Below are 23,234 nucleotides of genomic sequence, written 5' to 3'. Positions count from 1 at the left end.
TTCTCGTCTTAAAAATTGAAGTTCAAACCTAATGAGTAAATTCTTGGAACTGGGTAAGCTGAATAATCAATACCCGGTACTAGAGGGCTGGTATCGCCTCTGTTTAAATTAGTTCCTTCTGGATTACCTTCATAACCTGTAAATACAAATGGATTCTGAAGGTTAGCATAAATTCTTAGGTTATTTACAACACCACCTATACTTTTTGGAATGGTATATCCAAAAGTGATATTCTTAATCCATAAATAATCAGTTTTATCAATGAATAATGAATGTGTATCACGGTACATCACACGACCTCTTCCTGTACCATTAGTTGTAGGAACTTTCCCACTTCCCGGATTATCTTCTGAACGCCAACGATCAGCAACCTCTTTTCTTACATTAAATACACCATCGATATTGTCTGTATAGAATCTTGTTGCATGCAACATTTCTTGTCCCATAGAAGCAACAAGATTTACACGAGCATCAAATCCTTTATAGGTTACGGTGTTAGTCATACCCAAAGTGAAATCAGGATATGGATTTCCAATCACATCAAAGTCATCATTAGGTGTAATTTGACCATCTCCATTTACATCTTTCATTCTTAGGTTTCCTGGGATAGCACCTGGGAATGCAGGATATTTATCCAAATCAGCTTGGTTTTGGTAAATTCCTTCTACCACATAACCGATGATCATTCCTACTGGTTCACCAATTCTTGTAATGTTTGTGAAGTTTCCTTCAGAACTAGCTCCTGAATAAATTGGGTCAGTACTTCTTCCTAAAGCAATTACTTTATTTCTGTTGAATGAAATGTTGAAATCGGTATTCCATGTTAAATTTTCACGAGCAATGTTTGCCGAGCTAACGGTAAACTCAAACCCTTTATTTTCCACATCACCTCTGTTTTCAGTTACAGAGCCAAATCCTGATGAATTTGGTATTGGAGTATTCAATAATAGATCTAAAGTATTACGTTTATAGTAGTTCGCTGTAAAAGTCAAGCGGTTATTCCAAGTCGTGAAGTCTAAACCAATGTTTAATTCTTTCATTCGTTCCCAACCCAGGTAGCTATTTCCTAAACTGTTCATTGTACGTCCTGGGGCTAATTTTCCTCCAAAAACATAGTTTGCAGTTCCGATTCCACTTAATGAAGCATAGTTTGCAATGTTGAAGTTACCACTTCGACCATAAGAAGCTCTTAATTTCAACTCATTGATCCATTCTTTATCCTTTAAGAAATCTTCTTCGGATAAACGCCATCCCACTGCTACAGAAGGGAAAGAACCCCAACGATTGTCTTTGCCAAAACGAGATGAACCATCAGCCCGATATGATGCGGTTAAAATATAGCGATCTAGATATGAATAATTCACCCTAGCTAAGTAGGAGATTAATCCCCAATCCTGCATACCTGTACCACCTGTAATTCTTGCTGCTGCATTTAAGGTTTGGATATCATCATCCGGGAATTGACTACCATTGAAATTGGAACTCCTATTTTTCTGCATTTGGATGGAGTAACCTGCCAAAGCTGAAATAGTATGCCCATTGTCAGACGAGTAATCATAGTTTAAGGTATTCTCATTTGCCCAGTTTAAATAGCTGCCTCTCCAAGTGCTTCCACTAGGAATTGATAGACCTGGTGCATTTTGATTTGGGATGGTTGAAGGCCTGAATGTATCACCACTTTCATCTTCATAATCCACATTGAACGTAGTTTTGAACTTTAGATTCGTCATAAAACTATATTCAGCAAATGTGCTCATCAAGAGCTTTAATTTTGAGCTTTTATTCTTACGCTGTTCAAGGAACATCACCGGATTTGGATTACCGAATGTCCCTGGAGATTGAATGTATGGAACAAAAGAACCATCATCATTATATATTTTACCTACTGGCGTTGTGATTTCAAAAAATTCATCACGTCCTTGACCGTTAATTCCTCCTTCTAAATAGGAAAGGGTAGGGTTGATGTTCATTCCCAGTTTTAACTTATTTGCCAAATTACCTTCCACATTAGCACGGATAGAAAAACGATCGAAGCCTGAATTCAACATAACCCCTTCTTGATTCAAGTAACCTGCAGAAACAAATGATCTTACATTTTCGTTACCTCCGCTAAAACTTACGTTTACATCGGTTAAAGGAGCTACCTGTAATACTGCATCATACCAATCCACACCTTCACCTAAGGCTGCAGGATTTCTATATTCTTCAGGAATATCATTAATTGTAGGTTCTCTATTTTCTTCATAGCGAATTTTATCCTCAATTGCTTCCTTACGGAACTGTGCAAATTCAGCAGCATTCATTAAGTTAGGTCTGCCTTTTTGAGGGACTTGCTGTAAACCGGAGCTGAGAGCAACATCGATTTTCATTTTGCCATCCGAACCTCTTTTAGTATTAATTAAGATAACACCATTAGATCCACGAGAACCATAAATTGCTGTTGCAGAAGCATCTTTTAAAACCGTCATTGACTCAATGTCATTTGGATTTAGTGTAGCTAAGGGATTTCCTCTTTCACTTGATGAGGTAGGAACCGGGAATCCATCAATTACATAAAGAGGTTGACTTCCAGCACCAATAGCACTCATCCCTCTAATTTGGATTTTTGGACCTCCACCTGGAGTACCATTGGATGTACTTACTTGGACCCCAGCAATCTGACCAGATAGCGCCTGGTCTGGACTGGCAATAGCTTGTCCTCTTACATTTTTCATGGATACAGCAGCAACCGAACCGGTCACATCTTTTTTCTGCTGACTACCATAACCTACGACTACGACTTCTGAAATGTCTTCAGAACTACTCGATAATGTAACATTTTGAGTACCTGAGGCATTCACTACGACTTCTTGGGAAGCATAACCTATGTTGTTAAAGGTCAATGTTTGACCTTTGTTAAGCTCAATCTCATAATTTCCTGATGCATCAGTAACGGATGCGATATTCGTTCCTTTTACTCGGACGGAAACACCGGCAATAGGGGATCCTTCGGAATTGCTTACAGTACCGGTAACCTTGATTTTTTCTTGGTTCGGAGCTGCTGTAAGCGAATTCTCCAAAGTCGTTACCATGGAAATGTTGAGCGCTTCTCTATTCATGTCTGAATAATTTTTGGCTTCGGAATAGCCTGTCTGCGATAATATCAACGCAGGAAAAATCAACGAAAATTGCAGAAATCTTTTCTTGGGTTCTGTTCCGAAAGTGAACCCTAAAACCTTTCTAAATGTTGTTGTAGGCGCAATTAATCGTCTGTTGTTGGTTTTGTTTAGTTGGTCATATTGCATACCTTTGCATAATTAATTGGTTAAACAATAAAGAGTTTCGACCCTCTTGGTTAGTTTAAAAGACCATTAATAATCTACCGATGGTGCGGGAACACTGTCGGTTTTTTATTGGTGTTTTTCATAGTTATTTATCAATAACAAATCAGCCTTCTTCTAAATAATACATGTCTTTCTTTTTCTTTTGGTTTATAGGTAACATAGGTTGAAGTAAGTTACCGGTTATAGTTTATTAATTAGGTTGCCTTTCAAAAAGGCCGTGAATCAAATATAGCTATCGACTTTAGGTTGAGCATCCTGCACCGTCCTGTAAATAGTGGAGAACTTAGTTTTACGGGAAAACAAATGAAATGGTTTGGTCATTATATAAGCCATATCCTCTGCAAATTTTTGCCAACCTGAAAGAACAGGATAGTGGTTTCGAAACGCTTTTTTATATTTAAAAATATTTTCAAATTATAACCTAACCGATCATGACTCGCGGCTATCTTCTTATTCTTTTCAGTATTTTATTATCCAGTATGACTTTATATGCTCAACGTAAATTGAGCGATGGACCCAAACATATTAGTCCTCTCACACGAGAATATATCTATCCAACTCGAATTATTTGGCAAGAGGGTGATATAAAATCTTCTGAAAACTTAAAAGTTGCAGGGAATGGACAGGCAAATCTGACCAATGAGAATATAAGTATTCTAAAAAATAGTGGGAATAAGACCAGCTCGGTTTTATTGGACTTTGGCAAGGAGTTAAATGGAGCCTTGGAAATCGTAACAGGTATGTGGCCGGGAGGAAATATTCCTAAGAACGTTAGGATAAGGCTGGGGGAATCTGTTTCGGAGGCCATGTCGGAGATTGGTGCTAAAGGGGCAACAAATGATCATGCCATGCGGGATATGAATCTGCAGCTTCCTTGGTTAGGTAAAAATCAAACCGGGGAATCCGGATTTAGGTTTGCAAGAATAGATTTTTTGGATCCTGATGCTGAATTGCATTTACGAGAAGTGAGAGCAATAGCAACTTACCGGGATATTCCATATTTGGGCTCTTTTAAAAGTAGTGACGAACGGCTGAATAAAATCTGGGAGGTTGGTGCATACACCGTTCATTTAAATATGCAAGATTTTCTTTGGGACGCCATTAAGAGGGACCGTTTAGTTTGGGTTGGTGATTTACATCCTGAAGTAGCAACGGTAAATACGGTGTTTGGATACAATGAGGTTGTTCCAAAAAGCTTGGATTTGGCTCGTGAGTCAACGCCTTTACCGGGTTGGATGTGTGGTATAAGTACTTATTCCATGTGGTGGATTGTATTGCATTACGATTGGTATATGGCTCATGGAGATTTGAATTATTTAAAGGAACAACAACCTTATCTTCAAGGCTTGGTGAAACAGATTATCAGCAAGGTCAAGAATGGAAAAGAAAATATGGACGGCACACGATTCTTAGACTGGCCATCTAGCGAAGATAGCATTGCGGTACATGCCGGCTTACAGGCCATGACTATATTAGGTCTAGAGAAAGCTGCCCAGATTTCCACATTTTTAAATGATCCGGAAACAAAAAAACTTTGTGAAAATGAATTGGTGAAAATGAGAAAAATAAAACCAAATCACAATCATTCAAAACAGGCGGCTGCACTGATGTCTTTAGTGGGATTAATGGATAAACAAAAAGCATATAATGATGTATTAAAAGTAGGGGGTGCAAAGAACTTTTCAACCTTTTATGGATATTATATGCTTGAAGCAATGGCCAAAGCTGGGAAATATAAGGAGGCCATGCAGATCATCTCAGAATATTGGGGTGCTATGTTAGATTTAGGAGCAACCACATTTTGGGAAGATTTCAATATAGAATGGCTGCCAAATGCCAGTCGTATCGATGAATTGGTTCCTGCAGGAAAAGTTGATATTCATGGAGATTTTGGAGCGTACTGCTATGTTGGTCATCGACATAGTTTTGCCCATGGATGGGCATCAGGTCCAACTTCATGGTTATCAGAGCATGTTTTGGGAATCAAAGTTGCTGAACCTGGAGGGAAGGCATATATCGTAAAGCCTAACCTTGGAGACCTGACATTTGCTGAAGGTACTTTCCCAACAAAATATGGAGTAATAAAAGTTAAGCATACAAAGGATGAATCTGGAAAAGTGATTTCTGAAATTGAAGCACCCCAAGAAATAAAGATTATCAGATAATAGGATGGGAAGCAGATTATTTATAGGAAGATTATTGCTAAGTGTTGTTTTTATGATTTCGCTTAGTTCATTATACGCGAATATCTATCCGCAATATTTAAGAACCGAATATAAGGTCAATCCCTTTGTAGAAGAGAGCAAACCTAGGTTAAGTTGGGAATTGGACGGGAAAGGATTTAATAAATTTCAATCCGCCTACCAAATTTTGGTAGCCTCTTCAAAAGACTTATTAAATAAGGATCATGGCGATCTTTGGGATAGTAAAAAGGTTTCCGGAAATCAGACTAATCAAATTGAATATTCAGGTAAATTACTTTTATCTGGTCAAAGGGTTTTCTGGAAAGTCAGGGCTTGGGACGAACATGACAATATTGGTAAATGGTCTGAAATTCAATATTGGGAACTGGCTAAACCCAATCAAAACGATTGGTCAGCAAAATGGATAGGTATAGACCTAAACCACCTAGCTAAAAAGGGGGAGTATCATTTGCCACCATCACCCTATTTAAGGAAAGTGACTACAATCAACAAAAAAATAAAAAGAGCGCGATTGTATATTAGTTCATTAGGACTTCATAATTTTTATATAAATGGCGAGAAAATAGGGGCTGATTATTTCGCTTCTGGCTGGACGGATTACAATAAGCGGGTCTATTATAATGTGTATGATGTTACAGATAAATTAAAATCAGGGGGGAACGTATTTGGCGCAATTTTATCAAGTGGTTGGTATTCGGGGTATTTAGGGTATGCGCTTTTGGTCGGTTCACCTCAAGTAAACCAATTCTACGGTAAGTTTCCAATGCTTAAGGCACAAGTCGATGTTGAATTTGCAGACGGAACAACCGAAATCATCAATACGGATTCCTCCTGGAAAACAAGTACAGGAGCCATTATGGAATCTGACTTTCTTGAAGGTGAGAAACATGATGCTAGAAAAGAACCCAAGGATTGGAATAAGGTGGGTTTCAATGATACATCCTGGGGAAACATAAAAGAATTTGTTAATAAGGAAGGTCAATCTTTGGAGCTCTATCCCGGAAATCCTGTTCGTATTGTACAAGAAATTTCAGCTAAATCAATTAAGAAAATTGCAGCGGGGAAATATATTGTTGATTTCGGGCAGAACTTTGCTGGCAATATTCGTTTGAAACATCAAGGTAAAACTGGTGATTCATTGGTTTTTCGTTATGGAGAAATGCTTTTTCCAGATGGAACACTAATGACAGATAATTTAAGGAAAGCAAGGGCAACCGATACGTATATATTTGGGGAAGGCGGAACTATGAACTGGAGCCCGAGTTTTACTTTCCATGGGTTTCAATTTGTTGAAATTTCTGGCTTGAAAGAAGAGCCTAAACTTGATTTTCTAACAGGACTGGTATTGAGTTCTGATTTAGATCCCGTAGGACATTTTGAGTCCGACAACAGTATGTTGAATCAACTGTACAGCAATATTATTTGGACCCAAAGGGCAAATTATTTGGATATTCCAACAGATTGCCCTCAACGAGATGAACGGCTTGGATGGACAGGTGATGCTCAAGTATATATGCGCTCTGCAATCTTTAATGCAGATGTTGCGCCATTTCACAAGAAATGGATAAAGGATCTGAATGATTCTCAATGGCCGAATGGAGCCTATCCGATTTACTCCCCAATGCCTGTCAACCAAGATGGGATTGCAGCTATTCGAGCATCCGATTCATTTTCTCCTGGATGGTCTGAAGCAGGTATCATTTGTACCTATGAAATCTTTAAAGCATATAATGATCAAAGAATCGTTAAGGAATCATTGCCTTTCATGAACAAGTTTATGGCCTTTCTAAAATCGAGAACAAAGGGTAATGTGCTGTTGGAGGGTTCCTTTGAAGATGTAAATCCAAAAGGAGGATTCGGTGATTGGTTATCTGTTGGTGAAAAAACGAGCCCGGATTTATTGGCTACGACCTATTATTTTTATTGTAATAAGCTCATGGCGGAAATGTGTAGAGCCATTGGTGATATGCAGTTGGCCAATGATTATGAAAAGGAATTGTTTGCAGTAAAAAACGGCTTTAAAAAGCATTATATGGATATTAATGGTAAGTTAAAAACTAATGCAGCTTTTTATGGGGATGGCGCTGGTTATGTGGAAGGCCAAAATGGATTTTCTGGTCATACCCAAACAGCCTATGCCAATGCAATCTATTCCGGTATATTGGACCAAGCCGATGAGAAAATTGCAGGGGAATTTTTGAGAAAATTATTAGAAGATAATGGAAATAAATTATCCACTGGTTTTCTAGGGTTTAAACCATTATTACCAGCCTTAACCTCAACAGGCTCGTCAGATAAAGCCTATCAATTATTGCAGAGTACTGAATATCCTTCATTGGGCTATGAGGTAGTAAATGGGGCAACTTCAATTTGGGAGCGTTGGGATAGTTTTACCAAAGACAAGGGATTTGTACATAATGCTGCGATGAATTCTTTCTCCCATTATGCTTTTGGTTCGGTGAATGAATGGATTTTTGAAAATATGTTGGGAATCAAAGCCAAAGAAAACGGTTATCAACAAATATATATTCAGCCGGAAATAGGTGATTTTGGCATCAATAACGTATCAGGATCTTTTCGTTCTTTAGCTGGAAATATTAAAAGTTCTTGGGTAAAATCGGAAAAGGATCTTACGCAAGAAATTGAGATTCCTGTGAATGTGAAGGCTTTCTGTTATATTAAAACTGATCATACAGATTCAATCCGTATCAATGGAGAACCAATTGACAAAAATGACCTTGTCTTATCCGTTAAGCGATTGGAGTCACAGGTGATGTTGGAATTAGGTTCAGGAAAATATATCATCAAAACAACTTATTAGACATTTTACAAATGAAACAGGTTGCATTTAAAATGAAATTACTTGCTGGAAACGAGGAAGAATACCTACGCAGACATCAGGAGATTTGGCCGAAATTATCTAAACTGCTCAAAGAAAATGGAATTTCAGATTATGCTATTTTTTTGGATTCTGATACATTAGACTTGTTTGCGGTTCAAAAATTAGATATGAATTTTAATGAAGAGAGGTTGAAGCTGGACCCAATTATGAAAGAATGGTGGGATTATATGAAAGATCTGATGGAGACAAATACTGATAATTCACCAAAATCTTCACCATTAAAACAAGTATTTTACTTACCTTAGGTTAGATACAAAAGAAACCTATATTGTAATTCTAACTAATTTATGACTAACAAGGTAACTGATTTCTTGAAAACTATTCAGATTAGTGACTTTTCTGCTACTCCTAAGTATAAACAATTAGCAAGTGCAATCATTGATGCTGTCAAATATGGAACATTGGAGAAGGATGATATGTTACCATCCATCAATGAGCTTTCAGTTTATGTAGATATTTCGAGGGATACGGTTGAGAAGGCTTATAAATTTCTCAAGAATGCTGAAGTAATTGCATCCATACCCGGTAAAGGATATTATATTGCAACAACTGATGTTAAGCAAAGACAAAAGATTGCGATGCTTCTCAATAAATTAAGTGCACATAAGAAAATCGTTTATGACTCTTTTGCTCGCGAACTAGAAGATGATGCCGCACTTGACCTTTTTGTTTATAATTCAGATATAACCTATTTAAGAACCTTACTTGGAGGTCTCACAAAGACCTATGATTATTATGTTCTATTCCCACATTTTAAAGAAGGTAGAGATCAGGCTCCTGAAATTATCAATAAACTGATTCCAAGGGAAAAATTAGTCTTGTTAGGAAAATATATTGATGATATTCAAGGCGATTTTGCAGCCGTTTATGAAAATTATGAAAAGGATATTTATGGAGCTTTAGAAGAAGCATTACCTTCTTTAAGTAAGTACCACACCTTAAATCTTATTTTTCCAGATAATAGCGACTATCCTAAAGCAATTATTAAAGGGTTTTACAAATTCGCTCAGCAATTCGCATTTAACCATTCGCTTGTGAGCGAATTGGAAAAGGAAAAGATAGAATTAGGTACTTGCTATATAAATATTGCAGAAGATGATTTAGTAAAGCTTTTAGATAAAATCATCAAAAAGAACTTGAAAATTGGTCAGGATGTAGGGGTAATCTCCTATAATGAAACACCATTAAAAAAATTTATCCTAAATGGCATTACTACAATTTCAACAGACTTTGAGATGATGGGTAAAATGGCTGCTGAGTTGATAAAAAATAAATCAAAAGATCATGTTGAAGTGCCTTTTTATTTAAATCAAAGACAGTCTGTTTGAAATAATTAATAATCTACATCCCTAATTATTACATAATGAAAATTGTTAAGAACATTATTTTTATCCTCTTTGGTCTGGCCTTTATTTTCTTTGGAACGGCAAAATTCATCAAAATTATTCCAGTTCCAGAATTTACTGATGCACAAATGGCCATTAACGAAGCGCTTATGAAATTAAAATGGATTACTCCATTGGTAGGCAGTATGGAAATAATAGGAGGTTTACTGATAGTATTCCCGAAGACAAGAGCGTTAGGAGCAATAATTCTATTACCTATTTTAATAGGAATTATTTTACACCATTCTACATTAGATCCTTCTGGAACGCCTATGGCTCTGGTTTTAGGATTAATTGATGTATGGATTATTGCTGATCATTGGAAAAAATATCTTCCAATGATTAAATAGCATAAAAAAGCGAACATCATGTTCGCTTTTTTTTAATATCTGTTTCCCTACTTAACTGGATATTCTTTGAAAATACCTTCCACAACCTTAGGAAGGTTATTGATAGCTCTCTCAGGAGAGGTGATTTCACCAGAACCTCTAGCTTGCCAAACTACTGAATTGGAGCTGCGGTCTACTGCTTCAATAATTAAATGAGAATAGCGCACTTTTTCTTTTCCGATTGGGTATGACCTGCCACCCCAACCATATCCCCACCAAGGACTGAAGCCCCATGGGCCACCAAATCCCCAGCCAGTATTTCCATATACCATTTTACTTTTGTTGTTAACAATAGTAATATAACGGAATAATACATCTGGATTTTCTTTACTATATCTTAAACCACGTGCTTCCAATTGATGGTTTGCTGAAGAAAGAATATTCTCTCTAGCAATATCATTTGTAAAATAATTCTTAGAAAGAGAATCTACAGGTGGTAACCAACCATAGGTTTTATATTTCGAAAAATCAAGTGTTTGGACTCTGGTAGTGTTATATTTATAGGAACTGCAGGAACCCAAAACTAGGATAGCTCCCAACAGCATAATCGACCATAACTTTTTCATAAATCTCAATTTATTTTATTAGACGTATATATCATCAAAAAGTTTAATGTTAAAATGAATATTTTGCTACAAGTGGCATTGACCTGCCAGGACCAAAGGCTTTTGGGCTAACACGCAGAATAGGAGGGGCTTGGAATCGCTTGAATTCCGCATTGCAAAGTAGTTTGTACACCCTGTTAACCAGCGGTTCATCAAAGCCTAAATGAATCACATCATCTTTCGATTTTTCCATTTCAATCAGCTGGAAGAGAACGGAATCCAAAATTTCATAGTCTGGTAAAGAATCAGAATCTTTTTGGTCTGGTCTTAATTCAGCAGAAGGGGGTTTGACAATAGTATTGATAGGAATGATTTCACGATCTCTGTTGATATATTTTGCGAGTTCAAAGGCTTGCGTTTTATATACATCTCCGATGACACTTAATGAACCTGCCATATCCCCATATAATGTCCCGTAGCCTACTGCTGCCTCAGATTTGTTTGAGGTATTTAATAGGATGTTTCCAAATTTATTTGAGATTGCCATCAATAGAGTTCCTCTCGTCCTTGCCTGAATATTCTCTTCTGTGGTGTCTTTTTCCCTCCCTATAAATGTTTCTTCCAATGTTTCTTCGAATGCTGCTGCAATATCTTTTATAGGGATGATTTTATGCTGACATCCTGTGTTTTCTACCAAATCCAATGCATCCTTCAATGAATGGTCCGATGAATAAACAGATGGCATTAATATGGAAAGTACATTCTCAGAGCCTAATGCTTCACAAGCTAGGGCAGCAACCAATGCTGAATCCAATCCTCCAGACAAGCCCAATACTGCTGTCTTAAATCCTGATTTATGGAAATAGTCCTTCAAACCAAGAATCAGCGCGTCATGTATCAAAGCAATTTCAGCGTTTTTTTTCTCCGTATAGGAAGATTCTGCCTGTAGGTCATTGTTATTTAATTCAACATATTGTAAATCCTCTTCAAAAGATTTTAATTCAAGGATCACTTCAGCTTTTTTATTTAGAGCCAAGGAACGACCATCAAATATGATGTCAGTTTGTGCTCCAACTTGGTTCACATAAATCAAAGGCGCATTCGCCTTAATGACATTGCGCTTCAATACGTTTTTTCTACTTTCGAAATGTGTATATGAAAATGGAGAAGCGGCAATGTTAATAATTAGATCAGGATTTTCTTTTGCCAACTCCAGCATAATATCGCCAACATAAGAATTTGGTCCATCATCATCCCAGAGGTCTTCGCATATTGTTAAGGCTATAGTCTTATTGTTAAAATTAATACAGGTAACATGAGCATTAGGTTCAAAATAACGATATTCATCAAAAACATCGTAATCAGGTAGTAGGCTTTTCTTAGTGATTTTAGAAATCTCACCATTTTCAATCATTACAGCGGCATTGTACAATGATTTTCCTTCGCCATCCTGATTTGGAATTGGAGCACCAATGATGCATGAAATGTCAGTACAGTGCTTTGCAATTTCCTCAATGCTATTATAGCAATGTTTTAAAAAAGCATCATTCCGTAGTAAGTCCTTGGCGGGATAGCCTCCTATAGCAAGTTCAGCAAATACAATTAGTTCTGCACCTGCTGTTTTTGCTTTTTGTATACTATCAATAATTTTTTGATTGTTCTGTTCGAAATTTCCTATATGGTAGTTGAGCTGTGATAAAGCTATCTTCATATGCTTGACATTTAATGTAAAAATAGCAATAAAATTTTTCTATTTAACTAATTCAAGATAGAAACAATCATCAATAAATTAGGTTTTAATAACAAAAAAGGCAACCCTAGGATTGCCTTTTTCGATATTTTTAATTGTTTTGAGACTAGTTTTGATTTTTAATTTCAGTTACCTCAATTGTAAATACTAATGGAGAATTCGCTGGAATAGTTTCATTAGATTTATTATCATAACAATAAGGTGATGGAGCGATAAATCTAACTTTGTTACCTTTTAATAATCCATCTGGTAAAATTCCTGAGAAACTATTAGGTGTACTGTTTTTTGGATAAAAAATATACAACCATGCTGGAATTACATTATTAATGGCCATTTGAGTTGCTGTAGTTTTTTCATCAAAAACTTTTCCATCCATTAATTGACCTTTATATTTAACATTAGCTACTACAGGTACCCATGAGTTTCCGTAAGAAACATATTCAAAAGTACTATCAACCGTTGATGGAAGTACTTCGTACCATATTCCAGTTGCACTGTCTTTTTTTGCAGTAGGGCCAAAATTCTCAGCAGCATATTCTGCTAAAGGAGCTGCCTGTGCTTTCAAGGTAGAATCAATTCTTTGTTGTTCTTTTTCATAATCAATTCCACTATTATCTTCATTTTTCATACATGAGGATACAGTAATCACAGCTAAAAAAGCAACTAAGAGTAATTTAAAGTTTTTCATATTTGTTTAAGTATCTTATTTAATGCTCCTGAAAACGATAATCAAATGATGTTCGCTACAGTAGCGGTGATAAATTTATAAAATATTTAATATTTGCTTAATACTTAGATAATTAATTTTTTTCGTTTTTACTGAAAAATCTTCATTAAGTAGCATAGTCGTAGGGAAAATTGCCCTATTTTCAGAACCCATTAAAATTTTTGCTAATTCATGGTATTTTCCAGTCCTTTTGATAGTAAAATCATTTTTGAAAAGTTGACCATCAAATTGGATGCTGTCTATTGATTCTGCATCAAATTCTACAGCGTAATAATGAGAATTAAGCTTTTCAATGACTTCAGGGGCAGTAAATGTTTCACTCAACATCTTTTTGCAATAAGAACACCAGTCCGTATGAAAGAATAAGAGCACAGGTTTGGGATTGGTTTGTAAAGAATCTTCCAGCTGCTCAAAACTGATCCAATTGACGCTAGGTTTAACCTTCTCTTGAGAGTGGACTAAACCTGTTGTCAAAAGAACAGTAATTATTATGATTTGTAACAAGCGCATTAGTGAAAATGACCAATTTTAATCCCAAAAGTAATGGTCCTAGGTCGTGAAGGTCCATAGATGTAATTTGAATCTCTTAAAGCTCCGCGGTCGAAATCTTTCTGAAAGGCATTGAAAACATTTTGCATACCTCCAAATATCTCCATGCTGAATTCTTTCTTTAAAGAAAAGGTGTATCCTAGCCTGAAATTTGCCTCAAAGAAGTCAGGAGAATTCTTTAAGATCATCTCCTTTCCTTCCAATACATGTGGGACAATCATGCTTCCAGTATAGACACCTGTGATATCAATACTCAATGGTTCAAGAGGTTTCCAATTAGCATTCAAATAACCATAAGTATTGGGTGTTCTGACAAAACTTTTGCTGCTTATATTCTGATCAGCTGTTGAACCTTCATACAATAATTGTTCATCATTAAATTCAGACCTTTGAATGGTTCCTCCCATTTGAAAAGTATATTTGGATGAAGGAGCTACATTTAGCTCAATATTTGAACCATAAACCTTTGCTCCTGTACCATTTCTCATTTCTTGGATGATCAAATTCTCATCTTGTGAGGTCATGATATTTGTAAAAGGATTTTGAAGATCCGTGTAAAATCCTTCAAGCAATAGGCTAGTCTGAACAGAACCAAAATTTTTTGTAAAGTTTAAGGAACCTGTATAGGCATTTGAATATTCGGTTTTTAAATTTTCTCCAATTAGAACAAACACCTGTTGTCCACCTATAGATGTTACGTGCATATCTTCATTAAATGCTTGCGGAGCACGAAAGCCCCTAGCATACCCCCCTCGAAATTGCAGATAATCTGTAATGTCATATAATAGCGTCAACCTAGGACTGAATGTTCCAAAATTTTGCGATGAATTCCGGTCGTATCCGGCTAATTTATAGCTGCCATCTACATAAGTATAGTCATATCTCGCACCCACTAATGTTTTAAAGTTGTCTAAAATGTTCCATTCATATTGAGCATATGAACCCAAACCATTTGTCTTTTGGTCAATCAGACGATCATATCCTGGAATTTTATCTTTAGTTCGGTTGTTATTATATTCTATTCCAGCAGTTAAAACGTCCTTTTCAAAAGTATAGGTATATTGAGCACCAACAACCATGGCAAAATCATCTGTATCACCATATGCATTTGATGCAAGAACACTATCTTGTGGAGTTCTGCCACCTCCTAATCCTCCATAAAAGCTTTCTCGATCTGTGAGTTGACCAGAACCATAAATTGAAATTTTATGTTTATAATCTTTTGAATAATGATCGTAAGTTAATCCCCCAATAAACGTGTTTGTCCGAAGCTGTTCAGTTACATCTGTAAAGTGAGGAGCCTTGTCAAGATTGTCACCACCTCTTCTGAATTCATTTAAGGCACTCAGATCAAGTGTTAATTTGTTGAACTCTGAGGGTTTATAGAAAGCTTTCGTTCCAAAGGTTATGTTTTTCAATTTAGTCATTTCTGAGAACCCATCTCCATTTGCATCGTAAGCCTGCCTATTGCGGTGCATGCCATAAAAAGTTGCTCCAGCTCTTAAGTCATTGTCTACATAAGAGGTGTTAAAATCAATGGTATTGTCCCATGATTGGCCATCAATAATGCTGTTCGTAGATTTTATTTGCCAATCGTTCTCAACGGGGTCTTTTGTAATGATATTTATTGTTCCAGCAATTGCATTTGCACCAAATAGAGCCGATCCGCCTGAACGAACGACTTCAATTCGGTCGATCATCGAAGTAGGGATTTGATCTAATCCATATACGCTATTGAGAGCAGAAAATACGGATCTACTATTAATTAATATTTGTGAATATGCTCCTTCCATGCCATTTAAACGAACTTGCGTAAATCCACAGTTTTGACAATTGTTCTCTACCCTGACTCCAGGTTGATAATTTAAAGTTTCAGACATGGCGACTGATTGTGTAGCTGTAAATAGTTTTGGGCTCAATACATTCACAATAACAGGTGCCTTTTTTCTTTCCATACCATACCGTGAAGCACTTACTACAACCTCATTTAAATTGAGGTTATCTTCATGAAGGACAATATTGACATTAGATTGTGAGTTTGAGGTGATCTGTTTCTTTGCATGTTGATATCCAACTGCCCTTACAGAAACAACTGTGTTTTTCAGCGTTTGCTGATCTAATTCAAAGAATCCCAGACTATCTGTTGATGTCCCGATCTTTGTCCCCTCTAATTGAACGGTAGCATTAGCAATGGGTTCTTGTTTGTCGTTGATCACACGACCGGAAATTTGAGCATAGAGAATTTGGTTGCCTAATGCGAGGCATATAATGATCAGGAAATTCCTGAGTAGAAATAATTTCATATTTTATTAGCTGATAAATTATTGCGAAACCAAACCACATTATGTGGAATGACCAAGCAATTTGTAGCTCAATATTAATGGCTACAGCATACATCAAAAAATGGAGACAATTTGGCTTAATTACAAGGAAAGTGTCCTGTTTTTAAAGCCAATAAGGTCAATTAATAAAGAATGTTTTTAAGCTAAATAGGAAGGTGGACCGCGCCCAGTACGAATTTCATGAGTTTGAAAAATAAGCTCATAAAATTTAAAGCCAAACTCCATTATGGAGAATTCAGGTAGAATTGGGGCTTCAAAGACTACAGAAGACCAATTAAGATAACTCCCTTGGTAAACAATATCTAAATATCGGATTTCAGCATCTGAATGATGCTGGTGGTGTTTTTTTTCACCAAGGTTGTAAGGGTGAATGTGGGTGACAATTTCACCAGTTGAAGTGACCTCTTTGTGCATGAAGACTACGCCACTGACGATAATGCCAATCATCCATACAAGGAGGAAATTGGCAACGACTTGACGATATGAGATTAGTCTATGCATGCACTAGTCAAATGTATGCTAAAATTAGCAAAAAAATGTTTTTTCTTATTAAACAATTTTATTATGCTCGTCAGGGAAAACCAATAAAGGTTTATGGTTTCTTGCTTCTTCACGTTCCATTAAAGCGTAAGAGATGATAATTACGATATCACCTACTTGTACAAGACGAGCTGCAGCTCCATTTAAACAGATTGTGCCTGTCCCGCGTTCGCCAGGAATAACATAAGTTTCTAGCCTTGCCCCGTTATTGTTATTTACGATTTGTACTTTTTCATTAGCAATTATGTCTGCAGCATCCATTAAATCTTGGTCAATGGTGATGCTTCCCACGTAATTCAATTCAGCCTGCGTAACACGGGCTCTATGAATTTTCGATTTCATTACTTCTATCATCATAATGCAAAGTTAGTCTTTTAAAAAATTTGATTTAAATATTATTCTAATGAGAAAGTAATATGTTGTCTATTAAACGGACTCCTTCCACCCATGCAGTAATTAATGCTACATAATCTTTGCTTGGGTCAATATTCATTGCCGGAGCTAATGTTTTTGTTTCACAGATGCTTAAGTACTCCAGTTCTACTGCTGGGTTCGAGGCAATAATTTCTTCCGCAGCTTTCAAAAGATCGGGAATAGTTTTTTTACCAAAATGATCTTTAATATATGTAAGTGACTTAATGAGTGTCAATGCATTTTCTTTTCCTTCAGCTGAAAGTCTTGCGTTTCTCGAACTTAATGCCAAGCCTTTGTCGCTCCTAATGATCGGACAGATAAGAAGTTTAATGTTCAGTTTTTTGATATCAACCATTCGTTGAATGACCATGACTTGTTGAAAATCCTTCTGTCCAAAGCATGCTTGATTTGGTTTTACTAAATTAAACAGCTTGTAAACGATTTGTGTAACACCCTGGAAGTGGCCAGGACGGTGTTCACCTTCCCAGATTTTATCCAAATCTCCTAAGTCAATATGCCATTCAGGATCATTTTCAGGGTACATTTCTTCAACAGAAGGCATAAACAGGATATCACAGTCAACAGACTCTAGAAGGGCAATGTCGTTTTCAATAGGGCGAGGATATTTTTCCAAATCCTTAGGATCATTAAACTGAGTTGGATTAACGAATATGCTGCATACTGTTACATCGGTAAGTGGTTTGGCATAATTAATAAGTGACAGGTGTCCTTCATGTAGTGCACCCATGGTCGGAACCAAGGTAATGACTTTATTTTCTTGGCGAATTCCACTCAATTCTTGTTGGAGTTCCACCTTTGTGCGAAATATTTTCACGGGCAAAAATTAAGAAATAAGGTGCAAAAGTGGGGAATAATCTTTAAATTATAAAATGATGATTTTTAATCAATTGTAAAATTGATAAATTAATTGTATCTTTGTAGACCGATTTTACTATTCAATAATACAAAAAAAACAGTTGGAGATGGCAAAAACGAAAATCTTGTTTATAACCCATGAAATGTCGCCTTTCCTTGAAATAAGTAAAATTTCTGAAATTACACGCCAGTTACCACATGCTATGCAAGAAAAAGGATTCGAGATTCGAATTCTAATGCCGCGTTTTGGTAATATTAATGAGCGCAGAAATCGTCTTCATGAAGTGATAAGGTTGTCGGGAATGAACATTGTGGTGGACAATAATGATAATCCGCTAATTATTAAGGTAGCATCTTTGCCGGCGGCAAGAATGCAAGTGTACTTCTTGGATAATGAAGAATACTTTCAGCGGAAAAAAGTTTTTCGTGATGAGCATGGAAAAGGATTTGCAGACAACAATGAGCGGTCATTGTTTTTCTGTAAAGGCGCTTTAGAGACCGTTAAAAAATTAGGCTGGTCACCAGATGTAGTGCACTGTCATGGATGGTTTACTGCAATGGTACCTGCATATTTAAAGACGGTTTATCAAGATGACCCTACATTCAAAGACTCCAAAGTATTCTTTTCATTATATAATGAAGAATTTGGAAATGATTCATTAGGGAGCAAGTATGCTGAGATGGCTGCGCAAGTAGATATCGATGCAGACAAATTAAAAGATTATGGCTCTGGAAGCTATGTCGACATTTACAAAGGAGCTCTTTCCTTTACTGATGTAGTAGTTAAAGCTGATGCAGACATAAACCCGGAAATTCTTGCTTATATCCAAGAAAATAATATCCGTACATTCGAACCATCATCTGATGAAGATTATGAAGCTTTCTCAGAACTATACGATGAGTTTGTAAACGAAGAAGTTTCAGCATAAAGCTTGAATTTAAGAAGCTAAAAAAGGGCAGGGATAACATTCCTGCCCTTTTTTAGCTTCTAGTCTTTTTCTATTGATAACATCAGAAACCTTCCATGCTTTCCCTTCGTCTAATAATATTCGCTATCTTCGTTTTATGAAGATTAAAGTAGGATTTGGATTTGATGTCCATCAAATGAAGTCAGGACACCCATTTGTCGTGGGTGGTGTAACCTTGGATCATCACGCCGGTGCTTTTGGACATTCGGATGCAGATGTATTGGCACATGCAATTTGCGATGCAATCCTGGGTGCTGCAAATTTAGAAGATATTGGTTATCACTTTCCAAATACGGATGAACGTTGGAAAGGTGCAAATAGCCTAGACTTGTTGAGACACTGTATCAAATTAATAAAAGAAAAAGGGTTTGAATTGGGGAATATTGACGGCATGTTATGCCTAGAAGCACCCAAAATAAAACCATATATACCTCAAATGAAGGAAAATATTGCGGCAGCTGCTGGAATTTCCGTTGAAGATGTTTCCATTAAAGCGACAACAAACGAACAAATGGGATTTATAGGCAGGGAAGAAGGTGTGGTTGCGTATGCAGTATGCCTTTTAGAAAAAATCAATTAATTCTTATTGTGTCGAAAGTAATTGATGGCTATAATAACTGCTATCAATGCTAGAAAACTTCCAAGAAAAAATGGTGCGCCCGGCAAGTAAATCGGGCCACTTTTTTTGGTGAAAAATGAAAATAAGCTGGTCATTACTAAAGGTCCGATAATTGCCGTTAAACTAATGATGCTGGTCAATCCCCCTTGAATCTGACCTTGTTCATTTGCCGGAGTATGATTTGAAATCGATGATTGCATGGCCGGACCCGCAATTCCAGCAAAAACATAAAAAATACTCGTCACAAATAATAGCATAGTGCTGTCAACAAGTCCATATCCTAATAAGGAAATACAGTTTAAGCTTAAACCTAGAATTATACTTTTAGCAATCCCCAATTTAGGTATGATAACCCGTATTAATCCAGCTTGAACAATAGTTAAAAGTATGCCGATGACTCCCAAAGAATAACCAACCATTCTTTCATTCCATTGAAATTTTTCCATGGTAAAATAAGACCATGTGCTTTGAACTGCATGAGCAGCTATATTGATCAGAAAAATACAAACTACCAGCGGCATGATAATCGGGTATTTTTTTAAATGCCTAAAACTGCCGATAGGATTTGCATTTATCCATCTGAAATTTCTACGGTGTTCTTTCGGGAGCGATTCAGGAACTACGAAATATCCATATAGAAAATTAAATAAGGTTAATCCAGCTGCAGCGAAGAACGGATACCTAGGTCCGTAATGTCCTAAGACACCACCGATTACTGGTCCGATAATAAATCCCAACCCAAATGCAGCTCCCAACAACCCGAAATTTTGTGCTTTGTTTTCTTTAGTTGAAACATCAGCTATATAGGCAGCAGCAACAGTATGACTTGCTCCTGTGATACCAGCGACCAATCGACCTACAAATAGCCAAAATATTGATGGTGCAAACCCGATTAATAAATAATTGATTGTAAAACCGAATAATGAACATAGTAAAACCGGCCTTCGGCCATAATGATCGCTAAGATTTCCTAAAATCGCTGCAAAAAAGAACTGCATAAAGGCATAACAAAACGTTAACCACCCGCCATAAGAGGATGCTTGACTAAGATCACCATGAATCAATTCTTTAATTAATGCCGGCATTACCGGGATAATGATCCCCAGTCCAATAGAATCTAGAACAACGGTAATGAAAATAAAAAGTAGTCCAGCTTGTGATTTTATTTTTGGCATATACTAAACTAAGGTAGTTATTTTTTTCCGCCTTCAATTCGTTTTAAACAGACAATTCCCAAGATCAATTCATCTTTTTTAGAACTTAGAAGGACAAGATTTATTGACATCGAGAAAAATATGGTATTTTTGTTGTTGTCAAATGAGATTTGGCACACTTACTGTTTATAGGGAAAAGGACTTAAAGTAGTAAGAATAAGTTCGTTGTTTCATTAAATTAACAAATGAAGAGAGAATCAAAAAGTAGTAAACTGACTGAAGAAGACGTAAAGAGATATTCAGGTCTTTTCTGGAAAGTATTGTTGGGTTTGGTTTTGTTTGCAGGTCTATTCCTCCTGAGTGTGAGAATTGGAATTTTCGGTAAGTTACCTACCTTCAAAGATCTTGAAAATCCAAAAAGCAATTTAGCATCTGAGATTTTGACTGATGATAACCGAGTTTTGGGAACATACTTCGTACACAACAGATCAAATGTGAAATACAATGAATTAGCACCTTCGCTAGTTCAAGCCTTAATCTCTACAGAGGATAAACGATTCTACGAACATTCAGGAATCGATTATTCCCGTACAATGTCAACAGTTTTACTCACTCTTGCCGGAAATAAGCAAGGAGGGAGTACAATTACTCAACAGTTGGCATTAAATCTTTTTGCTGAGAAAAGAGAAAAAAATGCCATCAAACGTATTATGCAGAAATTCCAGGAATGGATTACCTCTGTTCGTCTAGAAAGAAATTATACCAAGGAAGAAATCGTTATGATGTATTTCAATACGGTTGACTTTGGGGCATATAATACCTTTGGTATCAAATCCGCTGCTCGAACGTTCTTTAATTCCACTCCAGAAAAATTAACTCCTGCTCAGTCTGCATTATTAGTTGGTATGTTAAAGGGACCGGGATACTATTCTCCTGTTCGATTCCCTGAGCGAGCAATTGCAAGAAGGAATCTAGTCCTTCAAAACATGAGAGATCAGAATTATATTACTAATGAAGAATTCGACAAATACAAAAGCGAACCTTTGGGATTAAAATTAACCATTTCAAACTATGGTGAAGGTTTAGCTCCGTATTTTAGAGCAGTCCTGAAGGAAGAAATTAAAAAAGAATTCCAACGTTTGGCCATTACTAAGCCAGATGGTACACCATATGATTTAGATCGTGATGGTCTCAAAGTCTATACTCCAATCAATTTCAAAATGCAACAGTATGCTGAGGAAGCTCAAAAAGAGTGGATGAAGCGCTTGCAGAATGAGTTTGATAAACAATGGCGTCGTAGAAATGCTTTCACCGGGAAAAATGCAAACTTATTGGTTACTGGGATGAAGCGCTCAGACCGGTACAGAGTATTGAAAGCAGAAGGTCTTTCCGAAGATCAGATCAAGAAGGATTTTGAGAAAAAGGTTCCTATGAACTTATTTACTTGGCGAGGTAGTGTTGATACCGTAATGACTCCTATGGATTCAATTAAGTATACCAAGTTGTTTTTAAGGAATGCGATGGTGTCAATGGAACCTCAAACAGGTTACATCCGTGCTTGGGTAGGAGGAATAGACTTTGAGCATTTTAAATATGATCAAGTGAAGTTGGGTACTCGACAAGTGGGTTCAACAGCTAAACCATTTGTATATGCTTATGCTATCGACAATGGATATGGACCTTGTGTATCAGTACCTAATCACATGCGTACTTATGGAGATTGGACTCCGAAAGGAACTACCCAAGGTGGTGACCCCATAACATTGAAAAATGCCATTAAATATTCTCAAAACTTTGCCTCTGCTTATTTAATTAGTGAGGTCGGAGCGGCTAATGTTGCAGATCTTACTAAAAGAATGGGAGTCAATTCAAATATTCCAAACAACCTTTCTATTGCTTTAGGATCATATGATGCTTCCTTATTTGATATGGTTGGTGCATATTCAGCTTTCGTAAATCAAGGAACATGGGTTGAACCAACAATGATTTTAAGAATTGAAGATAAAAATGGTGCTCCAATCTATGAGAAAGCTCCTAAAGTTTTAAAAGCCTTGAACAGTGAAACGGCATATGCCATGGTTGATATGCTGAAAGGCGTTGTTGATGGTGGTACCGGATCTCGTCTTAGATGGGACCCTAATTTTGGAGGATTGAAAAATCCAATTGGTGGGAAAACGGGAACAACAAATGATAATTCAGATGCTTGGTTTATTGGGATTACACCTGAACTAGTAACCGGTGTATGGACCGGTGCCGAGGATCGTGGAATTAGCTTTAGCAGTATGCAATACGGTCAAGGTGCTGCAGCTGCGATGCCTGTTTTTGGACTTTATATGAATAAAGTTTATAAAGATAAAGACTTGAGTTATTCCCAAGAAGATTTCCCTCAGCCGCCAGGTGGAATTACCAGATTCGAAATGAACTGTTCGAATTTCTCACAATTCTATGGAAATGATCCTGCGAAGAATGATTCGCAACTAATGGAAGACGATAGGTTAGGATTTTAACCGATTCTTTAATAAATTAGACCAGACCTTTATTCTTCAA

At 36.7% G+C, this 23,234-nt stretch carries 18 protein-coding genes; 8 read left to right on the top strand and 10 right to left on the bottom strand.

What is annotated here, in order from left to right:
* Positions 1 to 8: 8 nt before the first annotated feature.
* Positions 9 to 3,284, bottom strand: a complete 3,276-nt coding sequence (locus E0Y80_RS03770; protein ID WP_156306080.1) for a SusC/RagA family TonB-linked outer membrane protein — start codon at positions 3,282 to 3,284, stop codon at positions 9 to 11.
* 470 nt (positions 3,285 to 3,754) lie between these two features.
* On the opposite strand from E0Y80_RS03770, the gene E0Y80_RS03765 reads away from it, so the two are divergent.
* Genes E0Y80_RS03765 through E0Y80_RS03745 form a run of 5 tightly spaced genes read left to right on the top strand, consistent with a single transcriptional unit; the run spans position 3,755 to position 10,164 of the window.
* Positions 3,755 to 5,488, top strand: a complete 1,734-nt coding sequence (locus tag E0Y80_RS03765; RefSeq protein WP_156306079.1) for an alpha-L-rhamnosidase-related protein — start codon at positions 3,755 to 3,757, stop codon at positions 5,486 to 5,488.
* A gap of 4 nt (positions 5,489 to 5,492) precedes the next feature.
* The gene (locus tag E0Y80_RS03760) at positions 5,493 to 8,348 is read left to right on the top strand and encodes an alpha-L-rhamnosidase (RefSeq protein ID WP_156306078.1); all 2,856 of its coding nucleotides are present in this window, start codon (positions 5,493 to 5,495) and stop codon (positions 8,346 to 8,348) included.
* A gap of 11 nt (positions 8,349 to 8,359) precedes the next feature.
* Positions 8,360 to 8,674, top strand: a complete 315-nt coding sequence (locus tag E0Y80_RS03755) for an L-rhamnose mutarotase (RefSeq protein ID WP_156306077.1) — start codon at positions 8,360 to 8,362, stop codon at positions 8,672 to 8,674.
* A 42-nt stretch (positions 8,675 to 8,716) separates the two neighbouring features.
* On the top strand, positions 8,717 to 9,757 hold the full coding sequence (locus E0Y80_RS03750; RefSeq protein WP_156306076.1) for a GntR family transcriptional regulator: 1,041 nt from the start codon (positions 8,717 to 8,719) through the stop codon (positions 9,755 to 9,757).
* Positions 9,758 to 9,792: 35 nt separating this feature from the next.
* Positions 9,793 to 10,164, top strand: a complete 372-nt coding sequence (locus E0Y80_RS03745) for a DoxX family protein (protein WP_156306075.1) — start codon at positions 9,793 to 9,795, stop codon at positions 10,162 to 10,164.
* A gap of 47 nt (positions 10,165 to 10,211) precedes the next feature.
* Here E0Y80_RS03745 and E0Y80_RS03740 read toward each other — a convergent pair whose 3' ends face one another.
* The 8 genes from E0Y80_RS03740 to panC all read right to left on the bottom strand — a co-directional run bounded on the left by E0Y80_RS03740 (position 10,212) and on the right by panC (position 17,905).
* Positions 10,212 to 10,769: a DUF4136 domain-containing protein gene (locus tag E0Y80_RS03740; RefSeq protein ID WP_156306074.1), complete on the bottom strand. Its 558-nt coding sequence runs from the start codon at positions 10,767 to 10,769 to the stop codon at positions 10,212 to 10,214.
* Between the two features lie 49 nt (positions 10,770 to 10,818).
* A complete protein-coding gene (locus tag E0Y80_RS03735; RefSeq protein WP_156306073.1) occupies positions 10,819 to 12,459 on the bottom strand; it encodes an NAD+ synthase in 1,641 nt (546 codons plus the stop codon).
* Positions 12,460 to 12,604: 145 nt separating this feature from the next.
* Positions 12,605 to 13,186: an FKBP-type peptidyl-prolyl cis-trans isomerase gene (locus E0Y80_RS03730; protein WP_156306072.1), complete on the bottom strand. Its 582-nt coding sequence runs from the start codon at positions 13,184 to 13,186 to the stop codon at positions 12,605 to 12,607.
* Between the two features lie 75 nt (positions 13,187 to 13,261).
* On the bottom strand, positions 13,262 to 13,729 hold the full coding sequence (locus E0Y80_RS03725; protein ID WP_197091477.1) for a thioredoxin family protein: 468 nt from the start codon (positions 13,727 to 13,729) through the stop codon (positions 13,262 to 13,264).
* Positions 13,730 to 13,734: 5 nt separating this feature from the next.
* Positions 13,735 to 16,077 carry a TonB-dependent receptor gene (locus tag E0Y80_RS03720; protein WP_156306070.1) on the bottom strand — a complete coding sequence of 781 codons (2,343 nt, stop codon included), beginning with the start codon at positions 16,075 to 16,077 and terminating at the stop codon, positions 13,735 to 13,737.
* 177 nt (positions 16,078 to 16,254) lie between these two features.
* Positions 16,255 to 16,617, bottom strand: coding sequence for a hypothetical protein (locus tag E0Y80_RS03715; protein WP_156306069.1), 363 nt, complete (start codon positions 16,615 to 16,617; stop codon positions 16,255 to 16,257).
* Positions 16,618 to 16,665: 48 nt separating this feature from the next.
* Positions 16,666 to 17,013, bottom strand: coding sequence for an aspartate 1-decarboxylase (panD, locus tag E0Y80_RS03710; protein WP_094255370.1), 348 nt, complete (start codon positions 17,011 to 17,013; stop codon positions 16,666 to 16,668).
* Positions 17,014 to 17,056: 43 nt separating this feature from the next.
* On the bottom strand, positions 17,057 to 17,905 hold the full coding sequence (panC, locus tag E0Y80_RS03705; protein WP_156306068.1) for a pantoate--beta-alanine ligase: 849 nt from the start codon (positions 17,903 to 17,905) through the stop codon (positions 17,057 to 17,059).
* 148 nt (positions 17,906 to 18,053) lie between these two features.
* Between panC and E0Y80_RS03700 the strand changes: the two genes are divergently transcribed.
* Positions 18,054 to 18,875 (top strand): glycogen/starch synthase, encoded by an 822-nt coding sequence (locus E0Y80_RS03700; RefSeq protein WP_156306067.1) that lies wholly within the window; start codon positions 18,054 to 18,056, stop codon positions 18,873 to 18,875.
* Positions 18,876 to 19,011: 136 nt separating this feature from the next.
* A complete protein-coding gene (ispF, locus tag E0Y80_RS03695; protein ID WP_156306066.1) occupies positions 19,012 to 19,494 on the top strand; it encodes a 2-C-methyl-D-erythritol 2,4-cyclodiphosphate synthase in 483 nt (160 codons plus the stop codon).
* Here ispF and E0Y80_RS03690 read toward each other — a convergent pair.
* Positions 19,491 to 20,708 (bottom strand): TCR/Tet family MFS transporter, encoded by a 1,218-nt coding sequence (locus tag E0Y80_RS03690; RefSeq protein WP_156306065.1) that lies wholly within the window; start codon positions 20,706 to 20,708, stop codon positions 19,491 to 19,493. The two genes, ispF and E0Y80_RS03690, sit on opposite strands and share 4 nt — an antisense overlap.
* A 224-nt stretch (positions 20,709 to 20,932) precedes the next feature.
* Here E0Y80_RS03690 and E0Y80_RS03685 point away from each other — a divergent pair, with 224 nt between their 5' ends.
* Positions 20,933 to 23,194 carry a penicillin-binding protein 1A gene (locus E0Y80_RS03685; RefSeq protein ID WP_156306064.1) on the top strand — a complete coding sequence of 754 codons (2,262 nt, stop codon included), beginning with the start codon at positions 20,933 to 20,935 and terminating at the stop codon, positions 23,192 to 23,194.
* Positions 23,195 to 23,234: the final 40 nt, after the last annotated feature.

Source organism: Sphingobacterium endophyticum, assembly GCF_009733535.1.
GTDB classification, from domain to species: domain Bacteria; phylum Bacteroidota; class Bacteroidia; order Sphingobacteriales; family Sphingobacteriaceae; genus Sphingobacterium; species Sphingobacterium endophyticum.
The sequence above is the reverse complement of the archived record's forward strand: the minus strand, read 5'-3'. Positions and strand labels throughout refer to the sequence as shown.